This window comes from Paenibacillus sp. B01 (assembly GCF_009649995.1).
Classification (GTDB): domain Bacteria; phylum Bacillota; class Bacilli; order Paenibacillales; family Paenibacillaceae; genus Paenibacillus_O; species Paenibacillus_O pasadenensis.
In genome coordinates, this window is sequence record NZ_CP045802.1 from 1,145,650 (window position 1) to 1,163,399 (window position 17,750).

General features: G+C 63.6%; 14 protein-coding genes. 9 read left to right on the forward strand and 5 right to left on the reverse strand.

The window, feature by feature from the left end; all coding sequences use genetic code 11:
• Window positions 1–37 precede the first annotated feature (37 nt).
• Window positions 38–826 (forward strand): alpha/beta hydrolase, encoded by a 789-nt coding sequence (locus GE073_RS05035; protein ID WP_101808620.1) that lies wholly within the window; start codon window positions 38–40, stop codon window positions 824–826.
• Window positions 827–969: 143 nt separating this feature from the next.
• Here the strand turns inward: GE073_RS05035 and GE073_RS05040 are convergent, their stop codons facing one another.
• Window positions 970–1,461 carry a C40 family peptidase gene (locus GE073_RS05040; RefSeq protein ID WP_028600327.1) on the reverse strand — a complete coding sequence of 164 codons (492 nt, stop codon included), beginning with the start codon at window positions 1,459–1,461 and terminating at the stop codon, window positions 970–972.
• 342 nt (window positions 1,462–1,803) lie between these two features.
• Between GE073_RS05040 and GE073_RS05045 the strand changes: the two genes are divergently transcribed.
• A complete protein-coding gene (locus tag GE073_RS05045) occupies window positions 1,804–7,053 on the forward strand; it encodes an OmpL47-type beta-barrel domain-containing protein (protein ID WP_153782911.1) in 5,250 nt (1,749 codons plus the stop codon).
• 200 nt (window positions 7,054–7,253) lie between these two features.
• Here GE073_RS05045 and GE073_RS05050 read toward each other — a convergent pair whose 3' ends face one another.
• The 3 genes from GE073_RS05050 to GE073_RS05060 form a co-directional block, all read right to left on the reverse strand.
• Window positions 7,254–8,243: an ABC transporter ATP-binding protein gene (locus GE073_RS05050; protein WP_153782912.1), complete on the reverse strand. Its 990-nt coding sequence runs from the start codon at window positions 8,241–8,243 to the stop codon at window positions 7,254–7,256.
• Between the two features lie 76 nt (window positions 8,244–8,319).
• Window positions 8,320–9,135, reverse strand: a complete 816-nt coding sequence (locus tag GE073_RS05055) for an ABC transporter permease (protein ID WP_194843276.1) — start codon at window positions 9,133–9,135, stop codon at window positions 8,320–8,322.
• Complete coding sequence (locus tag GE073_RS05060) at window positions 9,132–9,908, reverse strand: ABC transporter permease (RefSeq protein WP_028600330.1); 777 nt, start codon at window positions 9,906–9,908, stop codon at window positions 9,132–9,134. Before GE073_RS05060 ends, GE073_RS05055 begins: the two co-directional genes overlap by 4 nt.
• Window positions 9,909–10,088: 180 nt before the next feature.
• Here GE073_RS05060 and GE073_RS05065 point away from each other — a divergent pair, with 180 nt between their 5' ends.
• A complete protein-coding gene (locus GE073_RS05065) occupies window positions 10,089–10,952 on the forward strand; it encodes a DUF421 domain-containing protein (protein ID WP_028600331.1) in 864 nt (287 codons plus the stop codon).
• A gap of 51 nt (window positions 10,953–11,003) precedes the next feature.
• Here the strand turns inward: GE073_RS05065 and GE073_RS05070 are convergent, their stop codons facing one another.
• Window positions 11,004–11,837: a hypothetical protein gene (locus GE073_RS05070; RefSeq protein ID WP_194843277.1), complete on the reverse strand. Its 834-nt coding sequence runs from the start codon at window positions 11,835–11,837 to the stop codon at window positions 11,004–11,006.
• Between the two features lie 457 nt (window positions 11,838–12,294).
• Here GE073_RS05070 and coxB point away from each other — a divergent pair, with 457 nt between their 5' ends.
• From coxB to GE073_RS05100, 6 genes are all read left to right on the forward strand, one after another.
• On the forward strand, window positions 12,295–13,341 hold the full coding sequence (coxB, locus tag GE073_RS05075; RefSeq protein ID WP_028600332.1) for a cytochrome c oxidase subunit II: 1,047 nt from the start codon (window positions 12,295–12,297) through the stop codon (window positions 13,339–13,341).
• Window positions 13,342–13,351: 10 nt separating this feature from the next.
• A complete protein-coding gene (ctaD, locus tag GE073_RS05080) occupies window positions 13,352–15,256 on the forward strand; it encodes a cytochrome c oxidase subunit I (protein WP_153782913.1) in 1,905 nt (634 codons plus the stop codon).
• Entirely contained in the window at window positions 15,253–15,873 is a 621-nt protein-coding gene (locus tag GE073_RS05085) for a cytochrome (ubi)quinol oxidase subunit III (RefSeq protein ID WP_028600334.1), read from the forward strand. The genes ctaD and GE073_RS05085 overlap by 4 nt, the downstream gene beginning before the upstream one ends.
• A 3-nt stretch (window positions 15,874–15,876) precedes the next feature.
• Window positions 15,877–16,197: a cytochrome C oxidase subunit IV family protein gene (locus GE073_RS05090; protein WP_028600335.1), complete on the forward strand. Its 321-nt coding sequence runs from the start codon at window positions 15,877–15,879 to the stop codon at window positions 16,195–16,197.
• A 141-nt stretch (window positions 16,198–16,338) separates the two neighbouring features.
• Window positions 16,339–17,235 carry a cytochrome c oxidase assembly factor CtaG gene (gene ctaG, locus GE073_RS05095; RefSeq protein WP_028600336.1) on the forward strand — a complete coding sequence of 299 codons (897 nt, stop codon included), beginning with the start codon at window positions 16,339–16,341 and terminating at the stop codon, window positions 17,233–17,235.
• 43 nt (window positions 17,236–17,278) lie between these two features.
• Window positions 17,279–17,743, forward strand: a complete 465-nt coding sequence (locus GE073_RS05100; RefSeq protein WP_028600337.1) for a DUF420 domain-containing protein — start codon at window positions 17,279–17,281, stop codon at window positions 17,741–17,743.
• The last annotated feature ends 7 nt before the right edge of the window (window positions 17,744–17,750 follow it).

Consider the following 17,750-nt stretch of genomic DNA (forward strand, 5'->3'; position numbering starts at 1 on the left):
CCAGCCTTACCATCCTATTGAAAAGGGGATTTTGCTCATGGCGCTTGCGCAAACCAGTTTCTTCTCCGACGTGCTCGGACTGAGCTGCTCGATGAACGTCATTTTGCCGCAGCAGACGAAGCGGCAGATCGGACTGGAGGGCAAGGCGGCCGACGGCCGCTTCCCGGTGCTCTACCTGCTGCACGGCTTGTCCGACGACCACTCGATCTGGCTGCGCCGCACGTCGATCGAGCGTTATGCGGCCCAGTACGGCCTGGCGGTCGTCATGCCGGCCGTGGCGCGCAGCTTTTACACGGACATGAAGGTCGGCCACCGCTACTGGACGTTCGTCAGCGAGGAGCTGCCCGAGATCGCGGGCGCGCTGTTTCCGCTGTCGGACCGCCGCGAGGATACGTTCGCCGCAGGCCTCTCGATGGGCGGCTACGGCGCGTTCAAGCTGGGACTGGCTTGTCCGGACCGCTTCGCGGCGGTCGCCAGCCTCTCGGGCGGGCTCGACATTCGCGGCCGTTACGACAGGGCCGGCGTGGTGGCTCTCGCCGAGGTCGAGTCGATCCTCGGCAAGCGGGAGGAAGCCGTCGGCGGGCCGAATGATTTGTTCGCGCTTGCGGAACAGCTGTCCAGCCTTCCGAAGGCACGGCAGCCGCTCCTGTACCAGTGCTGCGGCACGGAGGATTTCCTCTACGGAGAAAATGTCGCCTTCCGCGAGCATGCCCGGTCGCTCGGCCTGCCGCTGACGTACGAGGAAGGCCCCGGCGAGCATGAATGGGGCTACTGGGACGCGCAGATCCGGCGCGTCCTGGAATGGCTGCCGCTGCAGCAGCTCTGATGCCTCTGCGGACTGCGGGGGCTGGATTGGTCCGCTGCGCCAGAGCCGGCTCCTCGCCGCGCGGCAACAGAAAAAGCTGCTTCCATCGCCCTTTCGGGCGGCGGAAGCAGCTTTTTTAATCCGTTTATCGATCCAAGGAATCGTTACAGCACGCGGCGGGCCGTCGTGTAGTTGTTGCTCCACCAGCCGGAGTTGATCGTGTCGATCGTCACCCCTGGCTTGCCGTACGTGTGGATGATCTTGCCGCCGCCGATATACATGCCGACATGGGAGATCGGGGAGTAGAAGAATACGAGGTCGCCGGCCTTCAGATTGCTCTTGGAGACGTACTTGCCGACCTTCGATTGGGCTTTGGACGTGCGCGGCAGGTTGATGCCGGCTTTTTTATAGGCGTATTTCATCAGGCTGGAGCAGTCGAAGTATCTCGTCGTGCTCGTGGAAGCGCCGAATTTATAAGGCGTGCCCATCTGGCTGCGCGCTGCGGAGACGACGGTGGAGGCTTTGGAAGAGGTCGACACTTCGGCTGCGGCAGCGCTGGTCGCGGGAAGCGCGACCGATCCGGCAATGGCGATGGACAGCGCGATCGCTGCAGCGGCAAGTTTTTTCGTGAACGATTTTCCGATGATGTAGTTCATGATGTCTATTCCTCTTTTCGTTTGAATGTAAGGGGATTCCCGTGGGCCCTGACCGCCGCTTGGGGTCGGCCGAGCTGCTTGCTGATCCGGTGAGACAACCATACCACATCGATTTGTTGCCAAGCCTTTCCTCTGAGATGCCAAGGCGAGCGCTGCCAAGGGATTCGGTCCGTTTGTGAGAAAAAAATGAGAATGCTCTCATGCGCGATTCAAGCTGCAACCTTTTGCTTGCGGCCGTTTTTCGTCTGCCGTTAACGTTCGTCAATAGGCGGGACAGGGCCGATGGTCCTACACTGAAGACTCCTGTGAAAAACGATGGACAAGCAAGGAGGGTGCCGCTAGATGAGGAGAAGAAAACGAAGGCCGGGGCTGCTGGCGCTGGCGATCGCCGCCGCTGCGGGACTGGCGTGGGGAGGCCAGGCCGCGGCAGCGGTGAAGATGGAGGTTTTGCCTCCTACCTCCGACTTTCCCGCTGCGCTAAGCGGAATCCGGGCAAGCTCGGCCCGCGGAGGCAGCGAGATCGTGGCGACGGGAGGACAGCATGCTTCGAACAACGGGTTCGCGCCGAGCTCGTACCGGTTCGATCCCCGCACGCTCACCTGGTCGCCGTTCGGCAGCCCGCTCCAGCTCGCCTATCATCAGCAGTCGGAGCTGAGCGGCGGCAGCGTTCTCGTGACGGGCGGGAACTCTTTCCGCGACAGGATCGGCTATGTCTATACCGACGAAGCCCGCTTGTACAATCCGGCGACAGGCTTATGGACTTCGGCGGCTCCGCTGCCGAAGACGATGCTGGGCAACGCGCAGTCGACGCTGCGGGACGGTCGCGCCATGATCGCCGGCGGCTCCAACGAGATTTACTCGGCAGGCCGGAGCGAGACGTATGACGACGTGTATCTGTACGATCCGGCCCGCGACGCCTGGAGCGAGGGCTCGCCGCTGCCGATTCCCGTCTATGGAGCGGCGCAAAGCACGCTGAAGGACGGCAGAGTGCTGCTGACCGGGGGGTTGAGCGGGTATGCCTATTCGTTCAACAGCTATCTGTACGACCCGGCTCTGGACGGATGGAGCAAGACGGCCTCGCTGCCTTACGACGGCTGGGACATCTATTTCCGGCATGCCCAGCTGACGCTCGACAACGGGCTTGTCCTTGTCATGGGCAACCGGAATTTCTCCCTCTACGATCCGTCGACGGGGAAATGGAGCCTGGACAGCCCCAACGTCGGCCGCTTGTCGAACGCCAGCCTGGTGCAGGCAGGAGGCAAGGTGTTCGTCATCGGCGGCTACAACGAAGACACGTACGAGCTAAGCCGCAAGGTTTACCAGCTTACGTTCGACTTCGAGCTGCCGACGTCGCCGGTTCTGTCCGGAGCGCCGGGAGGCTGGACGAATGCCGGGGAAGTGACGGTGTCCGTCGTGCCGGGCACGGACGGAGAGAGCGGCGTCGCCCGGACCGAATATCGGCTGAGCGGCGCGACGGTCCAGGATTGGACGGAAGTGCCGGCTGAAGGGACCTTCGTCATAACGGCGGAAGGACAGACGACGGTCGAGGCGCGCACGATCGACCAGACTGGCAACGCCAGTCCGCTGGCAAGCTCCATCGTGCGGATCGACCGCACGGCGCCGGGCGCGCCGACGGTGACGCCGGGCGCAGCCGGCTGGAGCAACGCGGCGAGCGTCAGCGTGACGGTGGCGGCGGGAGCGGACAGCGGCGGCTCGGGCGTCAGCCGGACGGAGTACCGGCTGACGGGAGCGACGACGCGAGTCTGGACCGCCTACAGCGGCGGCCCGGTGGCGGTGAGCGCGGAAGGCGAGACGACCGTCGAGGCGCGCACGGTGGACGGCGCGGGGAATGTCAGCTCTGCGGGGACCGGCACGGTGCGGATCGACCGCATGGCGCCGGGCGCGCCGACGGTGACGCCGAGCGCAGCCGGCTGGAGCAACGCGGCGAGCGTCAGCGTGACGGTGGCGGCGGGAGCGGACAGCGGCGGCTCGGGCGTCAGCCGGACGGAGTACCGGCTGACGGGAGCGACGACGCGGAGCTGGACGGCCTATAGCGGTCCGGTGGCGGTGAGCGCGGAAGGCGAGACGACTGTCGAGGCGCGCACGGTGGACGGCGCGGGGAATGTCGGGTCGTCGTCATCCGCCGTCGTGCGGATCGACCGCACGGCGCCGGGCGCGCCGACGGTGACGCCGAGCGCAGCCGGCTGGAGCAACGCGGCGAGCGTCAGCGTGACGGTAGCGGCGGGAACGGACAGCGGCGGCTCGGGCGTCAGCCGGACGGAGTACCGGCTGACGGGAGCGACGACGCGGAGCTGGACCGCCTACAGCGGCGGCCCGGTGGCGGTGAGCGCGGAAGGAGAGACGACCGTCGAGGCGCGCACGGTGGACGGCGCGGGGAATGTCAGCTCTGCGGGGACCGGCACGGTGCGGATCGACCGCACGGCGCCGGGCGCGCCGACGGTGACGCCGAGCGCAGCCGGCTGGAGCAACGCGGCGAGCGTCAGCGTGACGGTGGCGGCGGGAGCGGACAGCGGCGGCTCGGGCGTCAGCCGGACGGAGTACCGGCTGACGGGAGCGACGACGCGGATCTGGACGGCCTATAGCGGCGGCCCGGTGGCGGTGAGCGCGGAAGGCGAGACGACTGTCGAGGCGCGGACGGTGGACGGAGCGGGGAACGCCGGTCCGTCGTCATCCGCCGTCGTGCGGATCGACCGCACGGCGCCGGGCGCGCCGACAGTGACGCCGGGCGCGGCCGGCTGGAGCAACGCGGCGAGCGTCAGCGTGACGGTGGCGGCGGGAGCGGACAGCGGCGGCTCGGGCGTCAGCCGGACGGAGTACCGGCTGACGGGAGCGACGACGCGAGTCTGGACCGCCTACAGCGGCGGCCCGGTGGCGGTGAGCGCGGAAGGCGAGACGACCGTCGAGGCGCGCACGGTAGACGGCGCGGGGAACGCCGGGCCGTCGTCATCCGCCGTCGTGCGGATCGACCGCACGGCGCCGGGTATTGCGACGATCAGCCAGAGCGTCGTCGGCTGGACTCGCGAGGCGGAAGTTCAGGTCAGCATCGCGCCGGGAACGGACGCGGCTTCGGGCGTTGCTCGCGTCGAATATCGACTTACGGCGGCAACCGTTCAAGATTGGACGACTTACACCGGCCCATTTGCCGTGACGGCTCCCGGCCAGACGACGGTGCATGCCCGGACCGTCGACCGGGCGGGCAATGTCGGGTCGCTCGTACTGGAGCCGATCCTCATCGACCGCGCCGCGCCGACCGCGCCGACGGTGACGCCGAGCGCGGTCGGCTGGACGAACGCGGCCAGCGTGAGCGTGACGGTAGCGGCCGGCACGGACAGCGGCGGCTCCGGCGTCAGCCGGACGGAGTACCGTTTGACGGGAGCGACGATGCTGGGCTGGACAACCTACAGCGGCCCGCTGACGGTAAGCGCGGAAGGCGAGACGACCATCGAGGCGCGGACGGTGGACCGGGCGGGCAACACCAGCCCGGCCGCATCGGCCGTTGTGAAGATCGACCGTACGGCCCCTGCGGCTCCACAGCTTCAGTCTCCGGCGGATGGCGCAAGCCTGAACACGGGCGAGATCGTGCTGGAAGGGATCGCCGAGCCGATGGCGATCGTCCAGGTGACGGTGAGCGGAGAATTGTGGGGAGAGGATGCGGCGGATGCGGAAGGCCGCTGGTCGCTCGCCGCTCCTGCGGCTTTGGCAGACGGCAGCTACTCGGTCGTGCTGCATGCTGCGGATGCGCTCGGCAACCGCAGCGGTCCGAGCGCGGCAAGAAGCTTCTCCGTAGACACGGAGGCTCCGGCGGCGCCGATCGTCCTCGATCCTGACCCGGATGCCTGGCTCCCCGCAGCGCCGGCAAGCTTCTCCGGAACAGCGGAGCCGGGCGCTCGAGTAACCGTTCTGCTGAACGATACGGTCGTCGGCGTCACTTACGCTGTTTACAACGGAATTCCCGGCGCATGGAGCCTGCCGGCTCCGAGCCCGCTCGCCGACGGAACATATCGGCTGAGCGCCGTGGCGGCGGATGCGGCAGGCAATGCCAGTCCGGAGTCCGAGCCTTCGGCGTGGACGGTGGATACAAGGCCTCCTGATGCGCCGTCCATTCTGCTGCCAGCAGCGGATAGCAGCTCGTCGATTGCCAGGCCGCTGCTCAGCGGCGTCGCGGAAAGCTTCGCGCAGGTCCGGCTGTATCTGGACGGCGAGAGCATCGGTACGATCCAAGCCGACGAAGCCGGAAGCTGGCGCTACGTCCCTGATCGCTCGCTCGAGCTGGGGACCTACGCCGTGCAAGCCCAGGCCGTCGATCGGGCCGGACACGCGAGCCCGCTGTCCGAGCCGCTGCGATTCACTGTCGTGTCGGGGAACTCCGGCTTGCGCGCGCTGGCCGTGACGGGACTGAAGCTGAACGAGACGGTGACGGAAACGACCTACCGCTACACAGCGAATGCTCCTTTTGAGATGGAGGAGGCGTACATCGAGGCTGAGCCGGCTCATGCCGGCGCATCGGTGCGGCTCGAGATCGGAGGCGCGCCTGCTCCGAATCCGCTGCTCCTCCGTGTCGGAGAGCAGACGGTGAGCCTTGTCGTGACGGCAGAGGACGGGACAACCGTCCAGGCTTATGAGCTGACGATCTACCGCGCCGAACCGCCGCCGACGCCGAAGCCCCCGGCAACACCGACGCCGGAGCCTCCGAAAACGCCGACGCCGGAACCTCCGGCAACGCCGACGCCGGAAGTGCCGGCAACGCCGACACCGGAACCCACGGGAACGCCGACGCCGGAGCCTCCCGCGACACCGAGCCCGGAGCAGCCAGGTACGCCTGCCCCGCCTGCGACAGCGACACCGAGTCCGCAGCCGGTTCCGACGGAGCCGCCGGACACGCCGGCGCCCAGTACGGCGCCTGCCGGACCGGCAGAGCCGACGCCAGGCGGCATGCCTGCCGAGACTCCTGCGCCGCCGCGCTGCGCTTCCGGCAACGCGGCGCCCTTTACGGATCTGAAAGGCCACTGGGCCTCGCAGGCGATTGCCGAAGCGTTCGGCTGCGGCATCGTGAGCGGCTTCGCGGACGGAACGTTCCGTCCGAACAACGGGCTGACGCGAGCGCAGTTCGCAGTCATGCTCCTGAACGCGCTGGAACCGCTGCCGGACGGCGCCGGTCCGCGATCCGGCGCCGACGTCGCGGCATCTTTCCGCGACGCGGCCCGAATTCCGGATTGGGCGCTGCAGGCGGTCGGTGAAGCTCGAGCGCGCGGCATCGTGCGCGGCTACGAGGACGGCACCTTCCGCCCGGACGCGGTCGTCACGCGCGCGGAAATGCTCGTCATGGCCGGCAACGCGCTGCGGCTGGAGCCGCTCGCTCAAGAGGCCGCCGCTTCGGCGCTGCGCCATGTGGCCGACCGCTCCCGCATTCCAGCCTGGGCGGCGGGCTACGTTTCCGCAGCGATCGAACGCGGCTTGGCTGGCGGCCGGCCGGACGGAAGCTTCGGCCCGGCTGCCGCGGCCACGCGTGCCGAAGCGGCGGTTCTGCTCATGCGGATGATGGATGCGCGCGACGGCTCTCCGTCGCTATAGCCGGCCCGCTGACAGTAAAATGCCGAATCATACTGACAAGCCCCGCCGTCGGGAAACGGCCCGCTTCAGTGGTAAATATACTACTGGCAAGCCCCGCCGCCGGGCTGCCTGAACGAGCCTCTTTCGCCAAAAAAAGGCTGTCCCTCCGTCGACTTCATCGACGGGAGACAGCCTTTTTCCTGTTGCGGCGATGCGCCGCGCTAATTCGCGTACAGCCGCTGGACGGCATCCTCGAAATCGGCTTCGCGCATGCGCGCGTCCTCGAGCTCTCCGTACGCCTCCAGCTTGCGCAGCACGTCCATGAAGCGGCTTTGCTCCAGGCTGCACTGGACGGTGAGCGTCCGCTCCTGGAGGCCGACTGCGGCGAGGCTTGCGGAGTCCAGCCGCTGCAGGGCGCTCCACGCCGCCTGCGCCTGCTCAAGCGTCCGGTACGTCGCCTCGATCGACGCCGGCATGCCGATGCGCGAGCGCAATCCGCCGATCGGCCCGTCGTAGCTGAGCGTGCCGTCCGTGAGCACGAGCACGCGGCCGCACAGCTGCTCGATGTCGTCCATGTCGTGGGTCGTCAGCAGGATCGTCGTGCCGAGCTCCTCGTTGATGCTGCGCAGCAGGGAGCGGATATCCCGCTTGGCGGAAACGTCGAGGCCGATCGTCGGCTCGTCGAGAATGAGGATGGGCGGCTCATGCAGCAGCGCGGCAGCGAGGTCGCCGCGCATGCGCTGGCCGAGCGACAGCTTGCGCACCGGCGTGTCGAGGAATTCGCCAAGCCGCAGCAGGCCGTCGAGCTCGGCAAGCCGCGCTCGGCGGCGCTGCGGATCCATGCGGTACATCGCGCCGAGCACCTCGAACGAGTCCCGCAGCGGCAGGTCCCACCACAGCTGCGTGCGCTGCCCGAACAGCACGCCGAGCGTGCGCGCGGTCTCGACCCGGCGGCGATGGGGATCGATGCCGCCGAGCCGGACCGAGCCCGAGCTCGGATGCAGGATGCCCGACAGCATCTTGATCGTCGTCGACTTGCCGGCGCCGTTCGGGCCGATGAAGCCGGTGAACTCGCCGGAGGCGATCGTGAAGCTGACGTCGCGCACCGCTTCCTTGACGAAGGTCGGTCCGCCGATCAGCGAGCGCAGTCCTTTGCGCGGACCGGGCTTTCGCAGCTTGAAGGACTTATGCAGATGGGCGGCTTCGATCATGAGAGACAGGCCTCCTTATTTGAATTGGAATCGGAATTGGATCGGAATTGGATTGGAATTGGAAGCGAAAGCGCTATTACGAGCCGGTGCTCTGATAGCTGCGCAGGCCGCGGCTCCACAGCCAGCCGCCTGCGGCCAGCGCCGCGGCGGAGGCAGCTGTGCTCAGCGCGAGCGTCCAGCCGCCGACAGCGCCTTTGAGAATGAACATCGCCGGCCAGTAATTGACGAAGGCGACGGGAAGGGCAGTCGAAAGCAGCGCTTTCAGCCATCCCGGATAGATCGACAGCGGATAGCGCACCGCCGTGTGGGCGGCATCCTCCGTCATGTTCTGCAGCACCTCGATCCGCGTCATCCAGAAGCCCATGGCCGCGGTCGCGAGCCCGATGCCGAACAGCAGCAGCGCTCCGTTCACGACGGCCGCCAGCGTAAGCGGCAGCGCGACCCACAGCTCGATCGCGCCGTCCCGCGCGAGCGCGGCCAAGCTGTAGGCGAGCATCGAGGCGCCGAGCAGCGTCTCTCCGACGCGGACCGAGAAGTTCCTCGTCATGAGCGCCAGCAGCACGGGCACGGGCCGCAGCAGCAGACCGTCGAGATCGCCGCTGACCAGGTATTTCTCCAGATGATGCACGTCGGAGGCCAATGAGCGGTACAGCGCCTTGGCCAGCACCAGCACCGCGTACAGGTAGGCGGACTCGGTCAGCGTCCAGCCCTGGATCGCGCCGAAGCGCGCGAGGATGACGGCGAGCAAGGAAAACTCCACCGACGCGATGACGGCAGAGGCGATCGTGCCGAACCAGAAGTTGAAGCGGTACTGCATGCTGCTGCGGAAGCTGAAGCGGATCAGCAGCAGGTGCATGGCGATCAGGCCGCGCACGGAGCGGAGCGTCGTCATCCTCCCTGCACCTCCGTTCGGCGGCGCATCGCGCCGGTGGCGGCGAAGCAGAGCGCGGTGAGCGCCGCGCACCAGGCCAGCGAGGGCAGCACGGCGGCGATGCCGTCCATCCCGAGATAGATGCGGGTCGGTATGTACTGCAGGGACGGGTAAAACGACCAGCGGCTCAGCCAGGCGAGCCAGCCGGGCAGCCATTCGATCGGGACGAGGAAGCCGGAGAACAGCATCAGCAGGGCGTTGTTGACCCAGTGCAGCCACATCGCCTCGGTCGTCCAGAGCGAGACGGCCCCGATCAGATACTGGATGCAGAGTGCCAGGTAGGCGGCGCATAGAAGCGCGGCGAAAAATGCGGCCGTCTCGGCGAGGCCGGCGGGCAGGCGCAGCGGGACAAGGAATACGTACAGCAAGTAGATCGGCAAGCTTTTGTACAGCAGCTGGTAAGCGATCGTGCCCCACTCGCGGCTCATCATGCTGTAGAACAGATGCACGGGACGAGCAAGCTCGATGGCGATCGCGCCGGTTCTCACCAGCTGCGGCATGCCAAGGCCGAACGTCGTGAACGAGGTGACCCAGAGCAGGCATTGGTTGAGGGCGACGTAGGAGACGAGCCCGCTGAGGCCGTACTCGCCGAGATCGCGGCCTTCGCCGATGCCGATCCAGATCGACAGGTAGATGAAGCCGAACATGGCGCTTGCTCCATTATGGAGCAGATGGGAAGCCCGATACTGCAGGTTGCGGGAAAAGCTGGCGCGCGCAAGCGCGAAAAAGACCATGAGGCACCTCATTTCGAAAGATCATCCTGAAATGTCCGGAAAATAAGGTGAAATGCGGCAGAGAGCGGAAAAACATCCTACCATCTTGATGGTGAGGATGGCAACAACTTTTTTTCGCGCGCATGGACGTACGGGGATTGGAGCAGATTAGGAAACATACGGAAGGAAGGAGGAGCCTGAATGTCGTTATGGCTCGAGATTATTCTGCGAACGCTGAGCTCGGTCGTCGTCCTGTTCCTCGTGACGAAGCTGCTCGGCAAGCGGCAGATCTCCCAGCTGTCCCTGTTCGAATACATTACCGGCATCACGATCGGCAACATCGCCGGCTACATCTCGCTCGACACCGATACAGAGTGGTACCTGGGGTTCGTCGCCATCGGCACCTGGACGATCGTATCCGTCGGCATCGAGTTCTGGACGCTCAAGAGCCGCTGGGTCCGCGGCATCGCGGACGGGCAAGGCACGGTGCTCATCAAGAACGGGTCCATCCTGGAGACGAATCTGTTCAAGGAGCGGATCACGCTCGACGAGCTGCTCGAGCAGCTGCGCAAGAAGAGTGTATTCAAGGTGGCGGAGGTCGAATTCGCCGTCATGGAGAAGAGCGGAGAGATCAACCTTCTGCTGAAAAAGGAGAACCAGCCGCTCACGCCCGCCATGCTCGGCTGGAAGATGTCGAAGGAGACGGAGCCGCAGACCGTCATGATGGACGGCGAGGTTCTTCAGGAGCCGCTCCGCAGCACCGGCAAGGACGAGCAGTGGCTGCGCCATGAGCTGGCGAAGCTCAAGGTGAAGCCGGAGAGCGTATTCCTCGCCCAGATCGACGATCAGGGCCAGCTGGACGTGCAGACCGGCTCGCAGGACGGATCGCTCGCTCCGGCCAAGCAGACCGCGCGCCAGCAGCTGCTGCAGACGCTGCAGCAATGCGAGTCGGACTTCGAGCAGTTCGGCCGATTCGCCCGCAGCGAAGAAGAGCGGGAGGCGCTTCTCTCCTGCTCGCGCCAGCTGAAGCAAGTGATTCGCCAGGCGCAGCCGGAGCTGAAGTGACCTCCCGCTCGAATAGCTACTATATAATATGAAGAAACAGAACGAGGGCTGTCAGCGCCGCGGCTTCTCGCCGCGCGCCAGTCCCGGACTGCCGAAGCTGCCGCTGCTCGGGTTGCTGCCGGCATGGCCGCTCTGCGAGATCGAGGTTCCTTCGACGCTCTTGCCCTTCGCGGCGCGTTCCTTGATGAGGTTGAGCGGCACCGGCATGGCGGCTCCGCCGGCAAAATGCTTCTGCACGAGCACGTTGAACGGCTTGACGTAGCGGTTCAGATCGCGGCCGCCCCATGACTCGCGCGCGTACTCGACGAACTGGTTGACGACGTCGCGATTGGCCGTGATATGGACCTCCTGCACGGATGGAGCGAGCTTGCGCACGCGGATGGCGATCGTCTGCTTCAGCTTGGACGACAGCTCGTTGTGGTCGTTGACGGAGAAGTAGGAATTATAAGGCGTGACGAGCTGGCGGTTGGTCCAGGTGTCGCTGCCGGTCTTGTTGTCGTAGACGCCTTCCATCCAGCCGCCGTTGTCTTGCTCGCGCATGATCTTGCTGCCGCTCTTGACGGGCTGGGTCGCGGTCCAGTCGAGCACGATGCCGACGTAGGCGTTGCGGTCCGTCAGCATGACGATGCCTTGGGCGACGCCGTTCAGGCCCGTCACCTCGCGCGACAGATGGGCGCTGTATTCCATGAAGCGGTTGTCGTGCTGGCCGGCGGTAGAGCCGGACTTGCCGTACATCTTGCTGCCGTACGCTTTCGGATCGTTCTTCTGGCGGGTGCCGTAGTTCTGGTCGCTGTCCTGCACGAGCTGCTTGTAGCCGCAGCCCGAAGCGGCGATCGACAGGACGAGCAGCGAGTGGAGCAGGGCGGTCTTGCGCGGGATTGGCATCGGTCATCAGGCCTCCTTCAGAGTTTCGAGCCATGCCGTTAGGGTTCGCCCCAGAGCTTCAAATATGCGTCCTCGGGAGCATACATAAATGCCCACGGCTTTGGTTAAAAATGATAAGGAGCAGGCGGGAGAAACATCCGCTAGGACCGGTCAAATCGCGCGAAATCGCTTTTTTGACAGCTTTGAGAACAATTTGTGAACTCTCTGTGGAACATTGACAATCAAGGGCTTCAACTTTATATTTAATAAAGTGTAATTGACATGCAGGAGTTGCCATTTTACAGCTGTGCATGAAGCATTTGCCGCAAGCCGTACATAAGGAAGAGAAAGCGTTTAACCGGCTTTGCCGGCGGGTTTTCCAACTTCTAAATTGATTCCGTAAACGGATAGCCGCCCTCCGGCGGTTCTCCGTTTTTGCTTGGGCAAATGGCTAAAATGTCAAAAGTGGGGTTGATGAATGATGAAAAGGTGGCACCTTGCACGACGTCTCCTGCCGCTGCTCGCAGGGATGGCCTTGCTCTTGTCCGCTTGCGGACGGGAGGATTTGTCCACTCTAAATCCGCAAGGTCCGGTGGCGGAAGCTCAATTTGGATTGATGAAGCTGTCCATTCTGATCATGGTGCTCGTCGTCATCGTTGTATTCGCGCTGGCGTTCTACGTCATCGTCAAGTTCCGTCGGCGTCCGAACGACAAGATTCCGGTACAGGTGGAAGGCAACCACAAGCTGGAGATCATCTGGACGGTCGTTCCGATCGTGCTGCTGCTGATCCTCGCCGTGCCGACGGTCAAGCATGTATTCGGCCTAGCCAAGGACTACACGAAAGATCCCGATGCGGTTCAGGTCATCGTAACCGCTCATCAATACTGGTGGGAATTCGAATACCCGCAATACGGAATCAAGACCTCCCAGGAGCTCATGATCCCGACGGGCAAGACGGTATCGGTGCAGGCGAAGTCTGCCGACGTCATCCACTCGTTCTGGATTCCGGCGCTCGCGGGCAAGATCGACACGAACCCGGGCGCGAACGTCAATACGATGTTCTTCAGCGCCGATCACGACGGCGTCTACCTCGGCAAATGCGCCGAGCTTTGCGGGCCTTCGCATGCTCTGATGGACTTCAAGGTCAAGTCCGTCAACGAAGGCGCCTTCGACCGCTGGGTAGCGGCGATGAAGGAGCCGGGCAAGCTGCCGGCCGATCCGGCGATCGCCGAAGTGTTCGAGAAGCAATGCCTCACTTGCCACGCTGTCGGCGACAAAGGCTTGCAGCTGTATCCGAACCTGACCGGCATCGGCGACAAGGAGACCATCGCAGGCATCCTCGTCAATACGGACGACCCGCAGTACAAGAACGAAGGCACGACGCATGACAACTTGAAGCGCTGGATCGAAGATCCGCAAGCGGTTAAGCCTGGCAACTCCATGCCGAAGGTTGACCTGACTCCGGAACAGATCGAAGGCATCGCCAAGTATCTGTCGGAATACAAGCTGAACGTGGAGCAATAACCTATCGGTAATGAAGGGGGTACCAGCCTTGGCTCATGCACATCCGGTCAAGCGTTATACCGGTCTTATGGACTGGCTTACGACTGTTGACCACAAAAAAATCGGCATCCTTTACCTGATTGCCGGTGGATTCTTCTTCCTGATCGGCGGCCTCGAGGCGCTGCTGATCCGGGTCCAGCTCTGGAAGCCGCTCAACGACTTTGTCGGAGCGGATACATACAACGAGCTGCTGACGATGCACGGCACGACGATGATCTTCCTCGCGGCGATGCCGGTCATCTTCGCGATGATGAACGCCATCGTGCCGCTGCAGATCGGAGCGCGCGACGTCGCGTTTCCGTTCCTCAACGCGCTCGGCTTCTGGACGTTCCTGTTCGGCGGCCTGCTGCTGAACCTCAGCTGGATCGCCCAGGCGGTGCCGGATGCAGGCTGGACCTCTTACCTGCCGCTGGCAAGCCCGACCTACAGCACGCACAAAGGCGTCGACTACTACGTCCTCGGCTTGCAGATCGCGGGCATCGGAACGCTGATCGGCGGCATCAACTTCCTCGTCACGATCATCAACATGCGCGCTCCGGGCATGAGCTTCATGCGCATGCCGATGTTCACCTGGACCGTGTTCATCACCTCGGCGCTGATCCTGTTCGCTTTCCCGGCGCTGACGGTCGGCCTGGTCGCGCTGATGTTCGACCGCCTATTCTCCGCGAACTTCTTCGAAGTCAGCGGCGGCGGCAATACCGTCCTCTGGGAGCATATCTTCTGGATCTTCGGTCACCCTGAGGTCTATATCCTGATCCTTCCGGCCTTCGGCATCATTTCCGAGGTCATCAGCACCTTCTCGCGCAAGCGCCTGTTCGGCTACAGCTCGATGGTGTTCGCGACGGTGCTGATCGGCTTCCTCGGCTTCATGGTATGGGCCCACCATATGTTCACGGTCGGCCTCGGTCCTGTAGCCAACGCGCTGTTCTCCATCGCGACGATGCTGATCGCCGTGCCGACCGGCATCAAGATCTTCAACTGGATCTTCACGATGTGGGGCGGCTCGATCAAGTTCACGGCTGCCAACCTGTTCGCGGTCGGCTTCGTCCCGACGTTCGTCATGGGCGGCGTCACCGGCGTCATGCTGGCGGCCGCGCCGGCGGACTTCCAATATCATGACAGCTACTTCGTCGTCGCCCACTTCCACTACGTCATCGTCGGCGGCCTCGTGCTCGGCCTGTTCGCCGGCCTCCACTACTGGTGGCCGAAGATGTTCGGCCGCATGCTGAATGAGGGTCTCGCCAAGCTGACGTTCTGGACGTTCTTCATCGGCTTCCACCTGACGTTCTTCGTGCAGCACTTCCTCGGCCTGCTCGGCATGCCGCGCCGTGTCTGGACGTATCTGGACGGACTGGGCTTCAACACGATGAACCTGATCAGCACGATCGGCGCGTTCCTGATGGGCGTCGGCACGATCCTGTTCATCATCAACATCATCGTCACGGCCGCCAAGCCGAAAACGGCAGGCGACGATCCGTGGGAAGACGGCCGCACGCTCGAATGGTCCATTCCTTCCCCGGCTCCGGAATACAATTTCGCGCAGACTCCGCTCGTCCGCGGCTACGACGCGCTTTGGAAAGAAAAAATGGATGGCAACGAGGCGATGACGCCGGCCGAGCCGATCGGACCGATCCATATGCCGTCTCCGTCGATCCTGCCGTTCCTGATGTCGCTCGGTCTGTTCATCGCCGGCTACGGCTTCATGTACGCCGAGAACGAATGGACCGGCATCATGCACGACCTGTTCGCCTCGCATGCGGTAGCAGGCGCCGGCCTGCTCATTACGCTGGGCTGCATGGTGGTCCGTTCCCTCAAGGACGACCACGGCTTCCACATCGAGCCGGATGAAATTACGGGCAAGGGGGTTAAGGCATGAGCGCACATTCGCATCTAGACGGCCAGCTGCCTCATGAGCCGGAACGCGCGACCCTGGAAGGACGCAACAAGGTTCTCGGATTCTGGCTGTTCCTCGGAGGCGAGACGGTGCTGTTCGGCACCCTCTTCTCCGCCTTCCTGGCGCTCCGCGACCAGGTCGGCGACGGCAACCCGACCAGCCAGGAGCTGTTCAAGCTTTCGCTCGTCGCGATCGCGACGGTGCTGCTCCTGACCTCCTCCCTGACGAGCGTGTTCGCCATCCAGGCGATGCACCGCAATCAGGTGAAGTCGATGCAGCTGTGGCTGATCGTGACGGTCGTGCTCGGCCTCGGCTTCCTCGGCCTCGAGATCTACGAGTTCTTCCATTACGTCCATGAGGGACATAAGTTCAGCACGAGCGCCTTCAGCTCGTCGTTCTATACGCTCGTCGGCTTCCACGGCGCGCACGTCCTGTTCGGCATCGTGTGGATCTCGCTCCTGATCGGGCAGGTCTACCGCAAGGGACTGACGGTCGTGACGGCTCCGAAGGTATACGTCGCCGGCATGTACTGGCACTTCATCGACGTCGTATGGGTATTCATCTTCACCGTCGTCTATCTGATGGGAAAGGTGGGGTAACGAATGGCAGCCAATCATACGACCCATTCCGAAGAACCCGCCAAGCGGCATAAGCACGAAGGCCCGCGCAAGCATATCGTCGCCTACATCTTCTCGATGCTGCTGACGCTCGTCGCCTTCGCGACGGTCATCGGCGGAGAGATCAACGCCTCCTTCACGTACATCCTGCTGCTCGTCATGGCCGTGCTGCAGGTCATCATCCAGATGGGCTTCTGGATGCATATGAAGGACCGGGGACATCTGTTCCCGATCGTCGGCATTCTCACCGGAGTGTTCGTCGTGTTTACGATTGTCATCATGGCGGAATACTGGACTTGGTGGTAAGCCGCGCATGACCATAGAGGAGCGTCTGCCCGCAGACCTCCTCTTTTTTATTTTGGCGGCGGGCATGACAGCGTTCGCAATATTGCCCTTTGCCTTGGCTGTCCGCATCCGGTAAAGTAAGCTTGAAGGAGATGAATCGTTATGCTTGGACTCGAATACTTCAGCTTCAAGGCGCTCTGGAGCCCTTGGCTGCTCTTCATTATGCTGGCGATGCTGATCGGCTACTTCTACCTGATCGGACCATGGAGGCAAAAGCATCATCCGCTGGAGAAACGGCCGAGCTTCTGGCAGCAGGTGATGGCCGTATCCGGCCTCGTGCTGCTTTATCTCGCGCAGGGCGGACCGCTCAATCTGCTCGGCCATCTCATGTTCAGCTTCCATATGGCGAACATGTCGATCAGCTATCTGATCGCGCCGCCGCTCCTTATCCTGGGCACGCCCGCGTACATATGGCGCTCGGCCTTCGGCGCCCCGTTCTGGAAGCGGCTGAGCCCGGTCATGAACCCGATCTTTTCTCTGCTGCTGTTCAATGTCCTGTTCTCGCTCTACCATCTGCCGGACATCCATGACTATGTGATGACGCGCTACTGGCTGCATGAGGCGTATTATCTGGCGCTCTTCATCGCCGCGATGATCATGTGGTGGCAGATCACCTCTCCGGTGCCGGAGTGGACGCGCCTGAACGGCCTGCGCAAGATGGCCTACGTATTCGCAAGCGGCGTGCTGCTGACGCCGGCCTGCGCGCTCATCATCTTCGCCGGAGAGTCCATGTACGCGGTGTACAACGATCCGAACGTCTGGGCGCAAGCAATGAGCTTCTGCGTCTCCGGCGACACAAAATGGCTGCTGGACAATTTCCAGGGGCCGATGTTCTTCAACCTCATGAGCGCCAAGGAAGACCAGCAGCTCGGCGGCATCCTGATGAAGCTCGTACAGGAGATCATGTACGGCTGCATCCTGGGCATCATCTTCGCCCAGTGGTACCGCCACGAAAATGCCGGCAACGACAGCGACGTGCGCGGAGCCGATCCGGTCTGACCGGACGGCTCGCGCGCCTACATCCCGAAGCGGAGGAATCAGCTTGGATCTGTACACGTTATTTCCGACCATCAGCACGTTCTTCATCGTCGTCAGCGCCATTCTGGTCGCCATCGGCTGGAGCTTGGCGATCAAGCGCCGGCTCGAGGCCCACAAAAAAATGATGATCGCCGGCGCCATCGCCGCGATCGTGTTCTTCATCATCTATTCGTCCCGTACGCTGCTCGTCGGCAATACGGATTGGGGCGGCCCGGATAGCCTCGCCCCGTACTATTACGTCTTCCTGATCTTCCACATCGTGCTGGCGACGGTCGCAGCCGTATTCGGCATCACGACGCTCACGCTCGGCTTCAAGGAGAAGTTCGCCAAGCACCGCCGGCTCGGACGCGTCACCTCGGTCATCTGGTTCATCACCGCGATCACCGGCGTGGCGGTCTACATCATGCTGTACATCATGTATCCGGGCGGACATACGAAGCCGGTATTCGACATCCTGTTCCGGCTGTAAGGAGCGC